Source organism: Nitrospira sp., assembly GCA_015709715.1.
Lineage (GTDB): Bacteria > Nitrospirota > Nitrospiria > Nitrospirales > Nitrospiraceae > Nitrospira_A.
In genome coordinates, this window is the sequence record CP054184.1 from 1,278,435 (window position 1) to 1,295,696 (window position 17,262).

A 17,262-nucleotide genomic window follows, 5' to 3' on the forward strand; every position below is an offset into this window, starting at 1 on the left:
TGGAGAAGAGCAAGGAGAAAAAGGGGGAGCCTGGGACCTGTCTGGTTACGGTCCGTCCGTGGCGCAGCGGAACCCGAGCGTCGGCCCCCAGTAAGTCATTTCATCCCAACCGCGGTGACTCACCCGGAGTTCGAGCGGACGCTCCATCCAACTGCCGCCTCGTAACACGCGGAAACTCCCACGTAGGGGCCCCTGGGGATCGCGCGAGGGCGAGGTGCGGTAAAAGTCTTCCGCATACCAGTCCTTCACCCATTCGGACACCAGCCCGACCATCCCGGCGGCGCCGTAGGGTGAGATGGCCGTCGAGGCGGGCTGGGCGGCCCCGTTGGCCACTATTTTCGGCTCGGCCAATTTGACCCGATGCATCTGGATGACCTCGTCGCTGTTCCCCCAGGGATACCGTCGCCCATCCGTGCCGCGTGCAGCCTTCTCCCATTCCGCCTCGGTGGGCAGTCGTTTGCCCACCCACTGGCAGTACGTCCAGGCCTGAGTCCAAGTGACGTTGGTGACAGGATGGTAGCCCAGCTGCGGATCGTCGAATGCATCACGCACTTTCGGTGGCTGGCAGCCCCCCTTGTCCACACAATGACGATACTCGCCGTTCGTGAGGCCATGGGCATCGATCCAAAAGGCGCTCAGAAACAGGCGGTGCAGCGGGCGGGCATCGGGAGGGCCCTCCTCCGACCCCATCAGGAACTCGCCCGCGGGAATCAGGACCATGCCGGCCGGGATAGTCGCACCTTGCTCTTGCAGCCGTGCCAGTTCCGCCTGTTGCGCTGCCTGCAGTTGGGCAGTCACTCGCGCGATCGCCTCCTCGGTTTGGACGGGCTGGGACTCCGGTGGGCGCGTCGGCAAGACCGGCGCGTGGGTCACGGTCGGCAGGCCACTGCGTGGGCTCTCTTGCGACGGCGGGGGCGGGGGCGCGACCGCCCCTTCCGACATCCGCACCGTTTCGATGCGCACGGAAACCCGCGCCAACTCGGTGACCAAGTCCGAGGAATCGCGTCGCTTGCGCTTAGCGCGTCCGATGGAGGAAAAATCGAAGTCCGGAATGTTGGCCAACAGCGGCGTGGCGTAACTGATCGGCACCGCGAAGGCCATTCCCTCGGGGACGATCCCCGACGGATGGGTAAATTTCGTGGTCAGGATCCCCACCACCTCCCCTCGCCGGTTGAACAGCGGGCCCCCACTGTTGCCGGGATTCACCGCCGCATCCACCTGGAACACCCGCTGCACCCCCTTCGTGCGCACGGCGGCGACATGGCCGCGCGTGACGGTGATCTCGCGCAACCCGAACTGGAAGCCGACCGCAATCACGTCCTGGTCCAGCTTGACCCCGCCGGCATACCCCAGCAGCGCTTCCGAGAGGCCCACCGTCTCCACTTTCAAGAGGGCAAGATCATGTTCCACATCGACGCTCACCACCAAGGCCGGTGCGCGAAACTCGCCGGATGTGACGACGGTGATCCGTTTCGCGTGGGCGATGACATGGTGCGCCGTCAGGACATACCCGTCATGGTGGACGATCACGCCGCTTCCGGCCGGTTTCTCGGCGTGGAAGGGTTGGCGTTCCGTGGCTCCGACCGCTCCGGCGGTCGCGCAGAGAAGCGTCACCAGCAACAAGACGACGGTCATGGCACCACCGGTAAGACCACACTGATCGCCCCAGCATTCTGCCCCAATACCAGGCCTTCACGAGGATAGCCTGTACGATCGCGCTCGCCTTTCGGCTGTCCGTGGCAATCCAGACAATGCCTGGTCGCATAGAGCGGGAACATCAACCGTAGCGCCGCGCCGGCGGCGGCGATCTCGCTGATCACCTGTTCCCGTGGGTAGGCCGCATCGGCAAAGGCCTCCAAGGCCACCTGTTCGTACGCATCAGGACGATTGGCAGGATTTCGCGGAACCAGCGCCGTCTGTTTCAGCCGTACCCCGGTCTTGGCCGTGAACCGGGCCGCCACCCGCTCCCCGAATACCGCGGGGATGAATCCCTTATAACCGGCCCCGCTCCGATTGAGGTTCGCCTGGGCGTCTTCGACGACCTGCTTGCTCACGGCGACCAGTTCCTTGAGCAAACGCCGGCTTCGGGGCGAGAGGGTGCCGGTCTCGACCTCACGCAGATCAACCCCGCTACGGCCCCGGAACATGTCGATCAATTGGCGCTCGAACACGTCCGACGTGAACCCCTTGTCACCCTTGGCGGGATCGTCCAAGAGGGTCTGATTGTCGTTCACGACCGCCCGGCCGGAATCGAGCAAAATCGCCAGCAGCCGGGCCGTCCGTTCCAACTCTAGGATGGTTTGAAAAGGGAGCGATGCGCGAGAAGCGGGCGGGGGATCGGTCGCTCGGGTCGGGAGCACCACGAGCAATCCCATTCCCGCGGCAAGACCAGCTAGCATCCACGGTAGAGCACGTCGCATGGGCCGCCCCCACTGCGTCGGCCTTAGGCCCCGGCGCCGCGCGCCGCGTCGTCCTTCGACGTGCACGGCGCGCCCGGGAAAATGGTAGGACGCCCCTCCGGTGAAGTCAAGCGCTCGACAGCCGTTACCGATGGGACTGGATGTCGATCATCACATTGTCCCCATCCAACTCCAGCGTGACCGGCATGCCTTCTTGAAAGACCGACAACTTGCTCCCCGCCAAGGCATCGATCTCGAACCGCTCCGGTCCATCCGGTGTCGAAATGAGGATTTCTCCCCAGAACGGATCGGCATAGGCGATGCACCCGGCCACGACCTTATGGTGCTCAAACTGCTCGCCCCCAGGCTTGGCCGCATCCAGCAGTACGTTGCCGGAATCGACCAGCAGCCAGACCGCATCACCGATATGGGCATCATGCAGACCGACCCGATCGGCCTTGTTCGGGCTGATCGTACGAGGCTGCAAGCCATAAGGTGTTTTCACGAACAGGACGCCGCTTTCGATCTTCGTGATGTGGCCGCTGAGCGCCGACCGCGTCCCGATCATGGGATTGTCGGAAAAGTCCGCCCACGCCGCAGACAGGGGCCACAGCAATCCCAGCGTCCCCACGAGCATACATGCATTCCACTTCATGGTCACCTCCTTGCGCGCCGATCTCGGCAAGACCTGCCGGCCGCTCAATACCCCGCCTCGCTCCCTGCCCCTGTGGCCGGAGGCACGTTGATGCCGTACTCTTGGATCGGCGTGACCATCAAGGCGAAGTTGAACAGTTCATCGGCCGCGACATCATGGATGCCCTGGTCCCGCGTGCGGAGCATGCGAAACCACGCGCCCATCTCTTTCTTGACCGTCTTATTGTCTCCTCGTCCCAGCGCGGCCCTGACCGTGTCGAGCCGCTGACTATAGGCGTCCCAATGGGCGCCGGGATAATTGGTTTTGTAGAAATTAAGAGAACTATCAATCTCATCGACCCACGTCGCCTGCGCCGATGAGAGCCCGGCCGAGAAGCCGAGCGCGAGGCAGAGACCGAAACCCGCAACCCAATATCTAGCGAACCCTGTGTGCCTTGTCATGATGCGCCTCCTTGACGGCGGACCGACCGGCGCGGGCTCAGAAGGACATCGCTGACTGGCGGTCCGACTCCCGAGCGTTCTCCGCATCCGTCGCATCCGGCGTCTTCAACAGCATGGTGCCATCCGAAGATGAGCCGGTACCCGATTCCGGCGCCATCATCGGACGATCGAGCCCCTTCTCAAGATCAGCGATCGCCGGTTCGTTGGTGGTCACGCCGCCCTCAGGAATCGCCCCCATGGGGGTATCCGGCAAGCCGATCAACTGATCCGGATGAATCACTTGAGCCTCCGCGAGCGACCCCATGGCCACCGCCACGACGAATGCGCCGGCCAACACAACCATCAATCCTTTCTTCACATCGTTGTACATGACTGCCTCCTCTTCTCGAGGTGGTCCGCGTTACCACGTTCCTGCGCAGGAACGATTCACCGTACCGGAGAAAGTCGGATGGGACCATTGCCTGCCGGGTGGATTTTGACTCACCCCTTCGGGTGAGGAAGAAGGGAAGGCACGCGAGGGGTCAACCGTGTCCCAGGTAAGTGAGCACGGCCTCGACGCGCCCGCTCACGTTCAACTTTTGATAGATGTGGTGCAGGTGGGTTTTCACCGTGTCGAGCGACACGCAGAGCTGATCGGCAATGTCTTTGTTGCTGCGACCGGCCGCCGCACAGGCCAGAATTTCCTGTTCTCGATCGGTCAACAGCACCAGAGCGCTCGCGCCCGGCGCCTCCTGCCGGCCGGCCAGCGCCACGGCCTTCTTGGCAAACCCGTCCGGCATGAAGGCCGATCGGACCGGCTCACCCCTGTGGGTCGCGCGGATGATGCGGAGAAATTCCTGATGGTCGGCGTCCTTCAAGATGTAGCCGCAGGCTCTCGCCTGCACGGCCGCCACGATGCGCGCATCGTCGTCATGCACCGACAACATCAGCACCTTGCTCTCCGGCACACAACTGCCGATCAACTTGGTCGCGGTGATGCCGTCCAGCCGTGGCATGTCGACGTCCATCAGCACAATGTTCGGACGATGCGCCACCGCCAGGTCGAAGGCCTGTCGGCCGTCCATCGCCTCGGCCACGACGCTCAGATCCCGTTCGCGCTCCAAGAGCAGGCGCAAACTCTGCCGAAACAGCCGCTGGTCTTCGGCAATCAGGATCGTGATAGGCATGGCTGCTCCTGGGTCACCGGCAGTGTCACTGTAAAGATCGCTCCACCCTCTGGGCGGTTACTCGCCCGGATGAGCCCACCGTGGGCCTCGACCACCAAACGGCAGAAATGCAGGCCGAGACCTCGTCCGATGCGATAGTCCTGTCCATCCTTCTTCCGGAAGAACAGTTCGAACAGATGCGACAAGTCCTCGGGAGCGATCCCCGGCCCATCGTCTTCCACGGAGAACGTCACCATCGAGGCGCGACCGCCCTCATGGTCGAGCCCGCCGACTCCGGAAGGGGCATTCTGTCGGAGCGTGATCGTGATCGTGCCCTGGGGAGGCGAGTACTTCAACGCGTTGTGGATCACATTGATCAACACCCGCTGCAGCCTGCGCCCGTCGCCCACGATGCGCACCTCTTCCGCAGGCATCTGAACGGAGAACCGCACTTGTTGCGCCTCGGCCTCGGGGCGGAACAGATGGGTCACGTCTTTGAGCACGCGACTCAGGGAGACGGAGGACGTGCTGAGCGGCAGGCCGGCATAACTTTCCTGGTACACGTCCAACATGTCGTTGATCATCCCTAGCAGCAGATCGGTGGTGAACCGCAAATCCTCCAGGCAACGTCGGGGCAGGTCCTGGGCCATCTCGGGTCGGCCTCCGAGCCACTCCAAGGTTTTCTTGATCCCCGCCAATGGATTCCGGATGTCATGGGCGAACATCGAGGCGAACTGGCTCAACGACGCCAAGCGTTCGGATCGCACCAGCTGGCGCTCGAGCTGCTGCTGCTCCGTGAGATCGCTGAGCTGCACCATGATCGAATCGATACGGCCGGCCTTCATCAGCGGCACGACGTCCACTTCCATCGTCAACTCACCGGCAGGCGTCGGCACCCGCATGGTACCGGCCGGCACCTCGTCACCCGTCTTGCGGACCCGTTCCAGCGCTGCCGACAGGCGAAGCCGATCGGGATCGGTCACCAGCTCGGTGAGCGGATGCTCCATCACAGCCGCCCGAGGCTGCCCCAGCGTCAGTTCGCCTCGGCGGTTCATATCGCGAATGTGTCCGTGAGGGTCGAGGAGGATCTTCGTATCGACCGAGTGATTCCACAAGAGACGATACAGTTCTTCGGAGGCGGCCAAATCCACATTGGCCTGCTCCAACCGACGGACATACTGTGCCTCGGCCTGGGACGCAAACGCGAGCCGTCGGGCCAAATCGTCGAAGCTCGCGGCCAACGCGTCGATCTCCACGATTCCCGATGGCGAGGTACCTGCGTCGACGGGGAGCGAGGAGGGCGTTCGCCCGGCTCCCAGCGAATCCATGCGCCTGATCAGCGCCGTGACCGGCCGAACGATACGCCTGGCGAGTCCCCAGCGAAGCCAGGCAATGAAGCCGATCGTTCCGATCCAGAACAGCGTCAGTTTCTCAACCAGCCCGCGAAGCGGGGCAAAGGTTTCCTCCGGATCCTGTTGCATCAAGACGTACCACGCCTGGGCCTGGGCCACGGACTTGGGCAAGGTGATAGGGGCCACTCCGATGATGCCTTCCCCTCCTCCGTGAGAATCCTCGCGCACGGGCAGCCAGCGTGGTCCTGCCGACGCGCCCTTCTGCATGGTTATCGCCGGAACCGCTTGGTGTCGCGTGGGTGGGAGGAGCGAACAGGCCAGCACCCTGCCCTCCTCGTCCACCACCATCATGTGACCGGTTTGCCCGATGCGGGTCGAGAGGATGGAGGAGAGGATGCGGTCCGTGCCGATGATGACCTTCAAGGCGCCCCTGACTGGTTCACCCGGCCTGCCGATCGGAACGGCAACCTCCCAATGCCCATGGCCCTCTCCATCGATCGTGAGGGGACCGGCCCAGGCCCGGGCCTCGGCGAAGAGGATCGGCCACCACGGCTGGTGCCGATAATGGTTGCGCGTCTGCTCGGTATCTTGGCCGCCGACAAGTTGTCCGTCCGCCCGCACGAGGGCGAACGAGTGAAAGTAGGGGTGGCGACCGTCTCGCCACTGCTCGAAGGGCAAGAACCCTTGAGTCCGTCCTATGCCCGCAAGCGACGCATGCAGCTCGGGCAGGACGCTAAAGCGCTCGATCCACTCAACTTCCTTCCCGAGCCACAGGGAGGTTTTTTCCGCGCTTTGCCTAGCCAGTTCCTGAAAGGTCAGCCCCACGCTGGATCGCAGCGACTGGGTCGCATGCCAATAGGCCGCCGCAAGACCGATCGTGCCGGAGACGATTCCGACGGAGAGGATGGAAAAGGTAAGTACCCGGGGAAGGCTGACCCGCTGACTCATGACGGCACCGCCGTGGAAGGAACAGCGAGGCGTTACCTCAGTAGCATACAAAGAAATGGGGGAAGGAACCTAGGGGGTGATCCGAAGCCACATTCGATGGCGCTCCGCCGAGCAATGCAACATATCGTTGTGGCGCGGATGGATCAGTGCAATATTTGGCCGAGCGCATCAGAAAACAGCCTGGCGGCCGTTCATCGCAGCTCCACCACGGTGACTCCGTCACCGCCTTCGGTTCGGTCACCGGACCGGAAGGTCACGATGTACGGCGAGGTCTTCAAGTACTCGCGCAAGGCGGCCTTCAGCCGTCCCGTCCCGTGGCCATGGATGATGCGCACCAGAGGGCATCCTGCCAAGACGGCCCGGTCCAACCCAGCCACGACGACATCCAACGCATCGTCAGCCGGCAGCCCCCGCACATCGAACGATTCCTGCGGCTCGTCGGACGAGAGGGCCTGGCCACGCCGGGACGGGGCCGCCCCACCCGTGCCCGACGCCTGACGGACGGTGGTCGGCCGCTGTGCCAAGCCCGACAGGCTCGCCACATTGGCCAGGATCTCCCCCTCGCCGACCTTCACACGCACGCGTTTTTTTCCTTGTGGGCTTTCCAGCAGACTGCCCGTCACGCCTAACCCCATGACCTCCACTGCATCTCCCACGGTCAACTCGGACAGCGGCACGGGGGACTCTTCCGTACCCGCGTCGCGCCGAACTTCTTGCTCCAACTCGGTTAGCCGAGCCTTGGTTTCCTTGGCTTTTAGCAACTTCTGTTCGCGCTTCAGCTCGTCGATGGTGGCCTGCACGGTCGCCCGCGCGCGCTGAAACTCCTGCGAGAGCTTTTTCTTGAGCCCCTGCCGCTCGTCCCGTTCCGACTCCTGCAGGAGAGCCAGGCGCTCCTTCGCTTCGCGCTCCGCCTGTTTTGCCGCTTGCCTGGCCGCTGCCGCTGCGGCCAGGTCTTCATGTAGTCGCCGTTGCTTGTCCTGCAAGTCGTTCAGCAGCGTCTCCAAGACGCGACTATCTCCCTGGAGGCGCGCGCGGGCATCCTGCAACAGTGCCTGGTCCATCCCGAGCCGTCCGGCGATTTCGATGGCCGCCGATCCGCCCGGCTGGCCGGAAATCAGCCGGTAGGTCGGCGCCAAACTGTCCAAATTGAACTCCACGCTGGCATTGGCGAATCCGGGCTGTTCCTGCGCCAGCCCCTTCAAGAGGCTGTAGTGGGTCGTGGCTACCACCTTCACCCCTGCGGCGGCGAGGCGACACAAGAGAGCGCTGGCCAAGGCTGCCCCTTCCGCCGGATCGGTCGAGGTGACCGGTTCGTCGAGGAGCACTAGGGCCCGGCTCGGAGGCTCGCCCTCGGTGCCAGGTGCGACGGCGGTTCCTCCGGACACCTCTGCCAACAGCTGCACCATTTGCGTGATGTGGGCCGAGAAACTGGACAGGTCCCGCGACAGGTCCTGGGCATCCCCGATGTCGGCATAGACCGAGGGAAAGATCGCCATCTCGGAATCCGCCGCGCAGGGCAAGTGCAGCCCGCATCGCGCCATAAGGGCGAACAATCCCAACAGCTTCAACACCACGGTTTTGCCGCCGGTGTTGGGACCAGAGATGATCAGCACGCGCACCGTCTCGTCGAGGACCACATCATTGGGAACGACCTGTTCCTTGGTCAAGGCCAGCAGCGGATGCCGCGCCTGCTTGAGGACAACCCGCCCCTCGTCGTTGAGGCGAGACGCCGTGGCGTTCAGGTGATGCCCCAGGGCCGCTTTGGCGGCGATGGCATCCAGACGACCCAGCAGGGTCACGCAGTCAGTCAGACCTTCCTCGTGCGGGGCGACCAAGGCGGACAGTTCGCGCAGGATCCTCCGAACCTCCCGTTCGACATCCAAGTCCACCACCTTGATGGAGTTGTTCAACTCGACGAGTTCGCGAGGTTCCACAAACACGGTCGCACCGCTGGAGGACACATCGTGCACGATGCCGGGGACCTTGCCCTGCATCTCAGCCTTGATCGGGACCACGTACCGCCCTTCGCGCTGCGCAAAATATCGTTCCTGCAGCACTTCCTCGTAGCGCCGGGAGTGCAGGATTTGGTCGAGCCGGTGGCGCATGTGCTGTTTGAGTTCATTGGCCCGCTGCAGGAATCGGTGCAGCTCGGGGCTCGCCGACTCCCGCATCGATCCGTCCGGATCGATGGCCGCATGGAGCGCAGTCCTGAGCGCGCGATACTGTCCGGCCGGACCGAATCCGTCGACCAGGGCACCGATGGCAGGCGCATCGGCCTGGTGGCGCAACAGATAACGCTGCACCTCGTCCATCAGATCCAGCACCAGGCCGATGTCACGCAGTTCCAGAACCTCTAGGCAGGCTCCCTTCGCTGCCCGATGCACCAGCCCGATCACGTTGGGAAACCTCAGGGCGGGAAACGGATCGAGTCCGGCACGCAACCGCACCATGTCGGAGGTTTCTTGCCCTCGGGCGACCGCCTCGCCCAGGCTCTGCTCCAACAGCAGGGTTCGGCAATGCTCCATCCCGACCGTCGAATGTGCATGGGAGGCCAAGAGGTCGAGAAGCTTGCCCCATTCCAGCAGCTTCGCCGCTTCCCGTTGCAGTGATTCAGATTGCATGCAAGCCTGACTCTACCCGACCGTTTGGCGCGCAAACAAGCGGCCCTCAGCGCCCGGAACTACCCCACCATTCAGCCACCGTACGCGCCGCGGCCTTCTTTTTGTGTGCTTGACACGCCGAGAGACGGTCAGTACTATCGCCGCAGATTTGCTCTGTTCAACCCGTTCATTTTTGAGGATTTCGCCCCATGACCACACGTATCGGCATCAATGGATTCGGACGCATCGGTCGGAACGTGCTTCGTGCTTCCCTGGGAGATCCCAGCCTCGAATTTGTCGCCATCAACGACCTCACCGATGCCAAAACACTCGCCTATTTGCTGAAGTACGATTCGGTCCATGGGACGCTGCAGGCCACCGTCGAGGCCAAGGACGATCAATTGATCATCGATGGCCGCGCCATCAAAGTCTTGGCCGTCAAGGATCCGAAAGAACTTCCCTGGAAGGCCTTGGGGGTCGACATCGTCGTAGAATCGACCGGTCGCTTCACCGATCGAGAAGGCGCGGGAAAACACCTCTCGGCCGGCGCCAAGACCGTGATCATTTCAGCTCCGGCGAAAGATCCGGACGCGACAGTGGTCTTGGGGGTGAACGAACAGGTGTATGACGCCAAGACCCATCACATCGTCTCCAACGCCTCGTGCACCACTAATTGCTTGGCCCCGGTGGCCAAGGTGCTCCTGGAGAATTTCGGCATCAAGCACGGGGTGATGACCACGATCCATTCGTATACCAACGACCAGCAGCTCCTCGACCTTCCTCACAAGGACCTTCGCCGTGCACGCGCCGCCGGCATGTCCATGATCCCGACGAGCACCGGCGCTGCCAAGGCACTGCATTTGGTGATTCCTCAACTGAAGGGGAAGCTGGACGGGTTGGCAATTCGTGTTCCGACCCCGAACGTCTCGTTGGTCGACCTCACGGTAGAAACCGAGAAAGATTGCGATGTCGTGGGCGTGAATGCCGCGTTCAGGAAGGCTGCCGAAGGCCCCATGAAGGATATTCTGGCCTATTCGGAAGCCCCTATCGTTTCCATCGACCAGAAGGGGGACCCCCACTCGGCCACGGTGGATGCCCCCTTGACCGCCGTCATCGACAAGCGTCTCGTGAAAGTGACCGCCTGGTATGACAATGAGTGGGGCTACTCCTGCCGCGTACGGGACTTGATCAAATTCATCGTCGCCAAGACATCGTAACCCACCCCGCCACGCACGCCGCTAGGCACTGGGGGCGCAGCGGTGTGCCTGGATCATCACCATTGTAGAGGATCTGCCATGAACCTTCGAAAGCAAATCATCGAGGATGTTCAGCTTCGCGGCAAGCGCGTCATCATCCGTGCCGACTACAACGTCCCGCTCGATGATTCGTTGCAGATCACGGATGACACCAGGATCCGCTCGACCTTGCCGACGATCAATCGCGCCGTCGATGAAGGGGCGCGGGTGATACTCTGTTCGCATCTCGGCAGGCCCAAGGGAAAATTCGACCCCAAGTACAGCTTGGCACCGGTCGCGAAACGGTTGCAGCGGCTCCTAGGCAAGGAAGTGATCTTTGCGCCGGATTGCATCGGTTCGGTCGTAGAAAGCCTGGTGGCAAGGATGAAACCCGGCGATGTGATGTTGCTGGAGAACCTCCGTTTCCATGCGGAGGAAGAAAAGAACGACGACGCGTTTTCCAAAGCGCTTGCCTCCCTCGCCGACGTGTACATCAATGACGCCTTCGGAGCGGCGCACCGCGCCCATGCGTCGACGGTCGGCATCACGAAGTTCATTCCCGAGGCGGCTGCCGGTTATCTGTTGCGGAAAGAGATCGAATACCTTGAGGGCGCCGTCGAAAACCCGGTTCGCCCCTTCGTCGCGATTCTCGGCGGCGCCAAAGTCTCAGGCAAAATCGGGGTCATCGAGAATCTCGGGAAAAAGGTCGACAAGGTCATCATCGGCGGCGGCATGGCCTTCACCTTTCTGAAGGCGATGGGGCTCGAAATCGGTCTGTCGCTCGTGGAAAACGACATGCTCGATTTTGCCAAGGGCGTCCAGGATCACGCCTTCTCCAGCGGAGTGAAGTTTTACCTGCCCGTCGACTGTGTCGTCGCAGCCGGTCGGGAGCCTGGAGCCGAGACGAAGATCGTCCCCGTACAGGAGATTCCGAAAGGTTGGTACGGGTTGGACATCGGCCCCGCATCGGTCAAATTGTTCTCCGAGGCGGTCCAGGACGCTAAAACCATTCTGTGGAACGGGCCGATGGGCATGTTTGAAGTCGATGCGTTTGCCAGGGGAACACTGGCCATGGCCCACGCAGTCGCGAATGCCTATGCCTTGACCATCGTCGGCGGAGGAGAAACCGCCCTCGCCGTGCACCGCGCCGGGGAATCAGAAAGCATCTCCTTCATTTCGACCGGCGGCGGAGCGGCGTTGGAATTGTTGGAAGGCAAGACGCTCCCCGGTCTCGCAGCCCTCCCCAATCGCCAGCCCTAACCGAACTATCGGAGCCCGTCCAGCCGATCCGAGGATTTGTGAGAACACGTTTCATCGTCGGTAATTGGAAGATGCATAAGACCGCCTCCGAGGCGAAGGTCTTTATCGGCCAACTGGCCCAAGCGATTCCCCCCTTGGGCAACCTGCAAATCGGGCTCGCGCCGCCGTTCACGGCTCTTCAGGCCGTTCGTGAGGCCTTGGGGAGTTCGCCGCAATTTCTGCTCGGCGCACAGAATCTTCATTGGGAAGACAAGGGCGCTTTTACGGGAGAGGTTTCGGGAGCGATGCTCGCCGATCTCGATTGCCGATTCGTTCTCATCGGTCATTCTGAGCGGCGTCAATACTTCGGAGAGTCGGACGGCTGGATCAACAAAAAGGTTCTCGCCGCGCTCCGGCACGGCATCATGCCGATTCTCTGTGTGGGTGAAACACTCCAGGAGCGCGATTCCGGCCAGACCGATGCGATCATCCAGCGGCAACTTCGAGCCGCACTGAACGGTGTCGAGGACAGCGCCGTTGCCTCCCTCACGATTGCATACGAACCGGTGTGGGCTATTGGCACGGGCCGCGCCGCCTCCCCGGACCAAGCCGCTCCCGTCCATCGCCTCATTCGGCGCACACTCAACGACCTGAGTCGCTCGAACGCGGGAGAACGGGTCCGGGTTCTCTACGGTGGCAGCGTCACCCCCGACAATATCGCCGAGTTTCTTGCTTCGGAAGAAATCGATGGCGGGTTAGTCGGCGGGGCTTGTCTGGACCCTGTCCGATTTGCTACACTCCTGACCGTCGCTCTCGGGTATAAGCCCACTGCGAACTGAATCAAACACCATGTACACATTACTCGTCATCGTTCATGTCATCGTGTGTTTGCTGATGATCGGAGCCATTCTGCTACAGTCCGGCAAGGGCGCTGAAATCGGCGCCGCCTTCGGCGGCTCGAGCCAGACGGTGTTTGGCAGCCGGGGTCCGGCCAACTTCCTGAGCAAGTTCACGGTCATCACAGCTTTCGTGTTCATGTTTACCTCCCTTACCTTGGCCATCCTCGCGAAAGACCGTACTTTTTCTTCTACGGTCATCGACCTCAATAAGAAGCCCGCGGAAACGGCTCCCGCCCCCACTACCTCCGGGGATGCCGCTAAACCGTCACCTGGGGAATCCCACCCCGGCGGAGAAGGCTCGCACTAGGTTCGCCTCCCCACATTCAGCTCACGGTGATATCCAGGGCTTGGCCTGATGGATTTGTCTATGGGTTGAGGGGAAACACTCGGCTGGAATAATCAGCGTAATCGGGAAAGTTGCGGCCTGTTAGACGGAAGTCAGCCAATGACGGTGGGTGGCATCTTCCCCGTGAACGATCGCAAAAAAATCCTTTTGAAGAGCCTGTGTGATAGGTCCAGGCTTTCCGTTTCCGATCCGTCGACGATCAATTTCGGTCACAGGGGTCAGTTCCGCGGCTGTTCCGGTCACAAACACTTCGTCCGCCACATACATTTCGTCCCGGGTAAACCGCTCTTCAACGACCGGAATATTGCGCTCCTTCGCCAGCTGCAAAATCGAGTTTCGAGTAATCCCTTCCAGGATCGAGGTCAGCGGAGTGGTCTTCAACATACCGCGCCGAACGATAAACACGTTTTCCCCGGTCCCCTCGGCTACGTATCCTTCAGGGTCCAACATGATGGCCTCGTCGTACCCGTCAGCCTTCACCTCACGCTTGGCCAGAATCGAATTGACATAGTAGCCGGAGATTTTCCCTCGGGTCATCGAGACGTTAACATGGTGGCGTGTGAAGGAAGACACCCTCGCGCGAATGCCCTTGGAGAGGGCCTCGTCTCCCAAATAAGTGCCCCATTTCCATGCGGCAATGCTCACCTTGATGGGATTCTCCCCAGGATAAAGCCCCATCGCACCGTATCCGATATACACGAGAGGCCTGATATAGCAGGCCTCCAGACGATTCACTCGCACCGTTTCGACGATGGCCTCGGTGATCTGCTTGCGATCATAAGGCATCTCCATCAAGCCGATATGCGCGGACTCAAAGAGGCGATCCACATGTTCGGGAAGCCGGAAAATAGCGGATCCGTTCTTCCCCTTGTAGCATCGGATCCCCTCAAACGCCGCGAGGCCGTAATGGAGCGAGTGAGTGAGCACATGGACCTGCGCATCGGCCCACGCGACAAACTGTCCGTCCATCCATATTTTTTCACTGGTTTGCAACATGCGCGGGATAATAGCAGCGCCCTACAACGACCGTCAAGGCAGCGGCGCGCACGGACCTACGCACCCCGAGCCTTGACACTCTCTTCGCGGCTATGATACAGACTCACGTTCTGCTGACGAGGAGAAAGAGACACATGTACGCTATTATCGAGACCGGTGGAAAACAGTATCGGGTGGAAGCGGGGACGGTGTTGCAGGTAGAGTCGCTTCCCGGTGAAGTCGGACATACCGTACAGATCGACAAGGTACGGTTGCTCAATGGTGAAAACGGATTGGTCGTCGGCCATCCGCTCGTCGCCGGTGCCAGCATCACCGCGGAGATCATCCGCCAGGGGCGGACACGATCCATCACCATCTTCAAAAAGAAACGTCGCAAAAATTATCGCCGCACCAGAGGCCACCGGCAAGGGTTCACGCAGCTGCGGGTCACTGAAATCGCCGCGAAGTAACGGCGCAAAGGAGAATTCGCCATGGCAACAAACAAAGGCGGCGGATCCACTAGGAACGGCCGCGACAGTAACCCACAATACCTTGGCGTCAAGGCCTACGGCGGAGAGACTGTCAAGGCAGGCTCTATCATCGTCCGGCAGCGCGGCACCAAGTTCTTTCCCGGTTTTAATGTGGGATTGGGACGCGATCACACGCTGTTTGCCTGCGTGAACGGCGTCGTGAAATTCGAAGGCGGACGTGGTCGCCAAAAAGTGAGCGTCTACCCCTCGACAACCAAGTCCTGACCTGCCCTCGGCAGACCTCGTCGCCATCACGGGCTTGTCCCCCTCCTTTCCCTAACCTCCCCAAGGATCGGCGGATAGGATATACTGCTGCGTCCAAGGCACCCTGCCGGCAGGGTGAGGGTTTGCATGTCTACATTCGTCGACCAGGCACATATCTTCGTCAAAGGCGGTCAAGGCGGCAATGGCGTCTGTAGCTTTCGTCGGGAGAAGTACGTCCCACGTGGGGGCCCTGACGGTGGAGACGGCGGTAATGGCGGGCGGGTGATTGCGAAAGCCACAACCCGCCTCAGCACCCTGCTTGACCTGAGGTACCAGAAACACTACACCGCTGAAAACGGCCAACCAGGCGGCGGCAGCCGCTGCCATGGCCGAACGGGCGACGATGTGGTCATTCTCGTGCCGGTTGGGACCATGATCTTCGACGACGACACGCAGGAACTTCTCGCCGACCTGACCAGCGACGGTGAAACCTGCGTCATCGCACAAGGGGGTCTCGGTGGACGAGGCAATTCCCACTTTGCCACTTCCACAAACCGCGTGCCGATCCATTTTGAACCGGGCACTCCCGGCGAGGAACGGTCGCTTCGGCTCGAACTGAAATTGCTGGCCGACGTCGGACTGGTCGGGTATCCCAATGCCGGCAAGTCGACCCTGATCGCAGCTGTGTCGTCGGCGCGGCCCAAGATCGCCGATTATCCCTTCACCACCTTGACGCCCAATCTGGCGGTCGTGCGATGGAACGAGGAGCAGAGCTTCGTCATTGCAGATATTCCAGGCATCATCGAGGGAGCGCATGAAGGCAAGGGCTTGGGCTTTCAGTTTCTTCGCCATGTCGAACGCACCAGCCTGTTGGTGCATGTCATCGACATTTCCGAATGGACTCCTGACGATCCGGTAACCAGTTTGGACATCATGCGGCATGAACTCACCGCCTACAATGACACTCTCGCCGCCAGACCGTTTGCCGTCGTGGGAACGAAACTCGACATCGCCGGCACAGGCGAACGACTGAAACGATTGCGGGCGCATTGTCGGCGTCGCGCGATCCCCTTTTTCTCCATTTCGGCTGCTACCCGAGAGGGACTCGACAAATTTGTTCAGTACCTGGGCCAGCAAGTGGAGCGCCTGCGGAACACCCCGTGCGAGACGAACTCCTAAGGCAAGCCAGACGCATTGTCATCAAGATCGGGAGCAGCCTGGTCGCCTCGCGCGAACAGGGGCTCAGCGCGGAACGCATCGAGCGCTTGGCCGGTGAGATCGCCGAGGTACGGGCTCAAGGCCGGGAAGTATTGGTCGTCTCATCCGGCGCGGTCGTCTCAGGTATCAAGAAGCTCGCGCTTCGTGAATATCCCAAGAGTTTGCCGATCAAACAGGCCGCCGCCGCCGTCGGACAGAGCCACCTGATGTGGGCGTATGAGAAGGCCTTCGAGCGGTTGCATCTCGGCGTCGCCCAAATCCTGCTCACCCATGGAGACTTGGCCGATCGGCGGCGATTCCTCAACGCCCGGCACACCCTCACCACCCTGATCAAGTTCGGCGTCGTTCCCATCATCAACGAAAACGACACCGTGGCCGTGGAGGAAATCCGAGTGGGAGATAACGATACCCTGGCGGCCCAAGTGGCGCATTTAGTCGATGCCGATTTGCTCGTCATCCTCTCGGACGTCGACGGCCTGTTCACCGCCGATCCCAGAAAAGACCCGACCGCCACGTTGATTCCGCTGATTCCGGAGATCACCCCGGAGATCGAGCAGCGGGCCGGTCTGTCCTCAACCTTCGAAGGGACCGGCGGAATGGCCACAAAGGTGCGGGCAGCGAAGAAGGTCGGTGAATATGGCGTCGCGACGCTCATCTTGAACGGCACACAGCCGCGCCTATTCCCGAAGGTGTTCGCCGGTGAGCCAGGCGGGAGCCTGTTCGTGGCCCGCGAACGACGGATGAACAGCCGCAAACATTGGATCGCCTTTACCCTCCGGCCACGGGGTCAGGTTCAACTCGACCGGGGCGCAGTGGAAGCATTGTCCCGGAAGGGCAAAAGCCTCCTGGCGTCGGGCATCAGGGATATCGTGGGACAGTTTGAGGCAGGAGATCCCGTCACCTGCCTGACGCCGGACGGGAAGGAATTCGCCAAGGGCCTGGTCAATTTTTCGTCGGCCATCCTCGCCCGCATTAAGGGGCTCAAAACTGCGGACATTCAGAAAATCCCGGGCCTCCAAGAATACGAAGAGGTCATTCATCGGGATAACCTGGTTGTGCTCTAACGCCGTCTGACAC

At 61.5% G+C, this 17,262-nt stretch carries 17 protein-coding genes; 8 read left to right on the top strand and 9 right to left on the bottom strand.

Annotated features, from left to right (window positions below):
• Window positions 1-45: 45 nt before the first annotated feature.
• The 8 genes from HRU82_06065 to HRU82_06100 all read right to left on the bottom strand — a co-directional run bounded on the left by HRU82_06065 (window position 46) and on the right by HRU82_06100 (window position 9,560).
• Window positions 46-1,635 carry an SUMF1/EgtB/PvdO family nonheme iron enzyme gene (locus tag HRU82_06065; GenBank protein ID QOJ34539.1) on the bottom strand — a complete coding sequence of 530 codons (1,590 nt, stop codon included), beginning with the start codon at window positions 1,633-1,635 and terminating at the stop codon, window positions 46-48.
• A complete protein-coding gene (locus tag HRU82_06070; GenBank protein ID QOJ34540.1) occupies window positions 1,632-2,420 on the bottom strand; it encodes a DUF3365 domain-containing protein in 789 nt (262 codons plus the stop codon). The genes HRU82_06065 and HRU82_06070 overlap by 4 nt, the downstream gene beginning before the upstream one ends.
• A 124-nt stretch (window positions 2,421-2,544) precedes the next feature.
• The gene (locus HRU82_06075; protein QOJ34541.1) at window positions 2,545-3,054 is read right to left on the bottom strand and encodes a hypothetical protein; all 510 of its coding nucleotides are present in this window, start codon (window positions 3,052-3,054) and stop codon (window positions 2,545-2,547) included.
• Between the two features lie 44 nt (window positions 3,055-3,098).
• Window positions 3,099-3,494, bottom strand: coding sequence for a DNA-binding protein (locus tag HRU82_06080; protein QOJ34542.1), 396 nt, complete (start codon window positions 3,492-3,494; stop codon window positions 3,099-3,101).
• A gap of 37 nt (window positions 3,495-3,531) precedes the next feature.
• Window positions 3,532-3,864: a hypothetical protein gene (locus HRU82_06085; protein QOJ34543.1), complete on the bottom strand. Its 333-nt coding sequence runs from the start codon at window positions 3,862-3,864 to the stop codon at window positions 3,532-3,534.
• Between the two features lie 151 nt (window positions 3,865-4,015).
• Window positions 4,016-4,660: a response regulator transcription factor gene (locus tag HRU82_06090; GenBank protein QOJ34544.1), complete on the bottom strand. Its 645-nt coding sequence runs from the start codon at window positions 4,658-4,660 to the stop codon at window positions 4,016-4,018.
• Window positions 4,642-6,939 carry a PAS domain S-box protein gene (locus HRU82_06095; GenBank protein ID QOJ34545.1) on the bottom strand — a complete coding sequence of 766 codons (2,298 nt, stop codon included), beginning with the start codon at window positions 6,937-6,939 and terminating at the stop codon, window positions 4,642-4,644. The genes HRU82_06090 and HRU82_06095 overlap by 19 nt, the downstream gene beginning before the upstream one ends.
• A gap of 191 nt (window positions 6,940-7,130) precedes the next feature.
• A complete protein-coding gene (locus HRU82_06100) occupies window positions 7,131-9,560 on the bottom strand; it encodes a Smr/MutS family protein (protein QOJ34546.1) in 2,430 nt (809 codons plus the stop codon).
• Between the two features lie 188 nt (window positions 9,561-9,748).
• On the opposite strand from HRU82_06100, the gene gap reads away from it, so the two are divergent.
• The 4 genes from gap (at window position 9,749) to secG (ending at window position 13,219) form a co-directional block, all read left to right on the top strand.
• A complete protein-coding gene (gap, locus tag HRU82_06105) occupies window positions 9,749-10,756 on the top strand; it encodes a type I glyceraldehyde-3-phosphate dehydrogenase (protein ID QOJ34547.1) in 1,008 nt (335 codons plus the stop codon).
• A 78-nt stretch (window positions 10,757-10,834) separates the two neighbouring features.
• The gene (locus HRU82_06110) at window positions 10,835-12,034 is read left to right on the top strand and encodes a phosphoglycerate kinase (GenBank protein ID QOJ34548.1); all 1,200 of its coding nucleotides are present in this window, start codon (window positions 10,835-10,837) and stop codon (window positions 12,032-12,034) included.
• A 38-nt stretch (window positions 12,035-12,072) separates the two neighbouring features.
• On the top strand, window positions 12,073-12,852 hold the full coding sequence (locus tag HRU82_06115; protein ID QOJ34549.1) for a triose-phosphate isomerase: 780 nt from the start codon (window positions 12,073-12,075) through the stop codon (window positions 12,850-12,852).
• A 10-nt stretch (window positions 12,853-12,862) separates the two neighbouring features.
• Window positions 12,863-13,219 (top strand): preprotein translocase subunit SecG, encoded by a 357-nt coding sequence (gene secG / locus HRU82_06120; GenBank protein QOJ34550.1) that lies wholly within the window; start codon window positions 12,863-12,865, stop codon window positions 13,217-13,219.
• Window positions 13,220-13,339: 120 nt separating this feature from the next.
• On the opposite strand, the gene HRU82_06125 is transcribed toward secG, so the two are convergent.
• Entirely contained in the window at window positions 13,340-14,254 is a 915-nt protein-coding gene (locus HRU82_06125) for a branched-chain amino acid transaminase (GenBank protein QOJ34551.1), read from the bottom strand.
• A 134-nt stretch (window positions 14,255-14,388) separates the two neighbouring features.
• On the opposite strand from HRU82_06125, the gene rplU reads away from it, so the two are divergent.
• The 4 genes from rplU (at window position 14,389) to proB (ending at window position 17,249) form a co-directional block, all read left to right on the top strand.
• Window positions 14,389-14,703, top strand: a complete 315-nt coding sequence (rplU, locus tag HRU82_06130; protein ID QOJ34552.1) for a 50S ribosomal protein L21 — start codon at window positions 14,389-14,391, stop codon at window positions 14,701-14,703.
• Window positions 14,704-14,724: 21 nt separating this feature from the next.
• Window positions 14,725-14,988, top strand: coding sequence for a 50S ribosomal protein L27 (gene rpmA / locus HRU82_06135; GenBank protein QOJ34553.1), 264 nt, complete (start codon window positions 14,725-14,727; stop codon window positions 14,986-14,988).
• Window positions 14,989-15,114: 126 nt separating this feature from the next.
• Entirely contained in the window at window positions 15,115-16,146 is a 1,032-nt protein-coding gene (gene obgE, locus HRU82_06140; protein QOJ34554.1) for a GTPase ObgE, read from the top strand.
• Window positions 16,128-17,249: a glutamate 5-kinase gene (gene proB / locus HRU82_06145; GenBank protein QOJ34555.1), complete on the top strand. Its 1,122-nt coding sequence runs from the start codon at window positions 16,128-16,130 to the stop codon at window positions 17,247-17,249. Before obgE ends, proB begins: the two co-directional genes overlap by 19 nt.
• The last annotated feature ends 13 nt before the right edge of the window (window positions 17,250-17,262 follow it).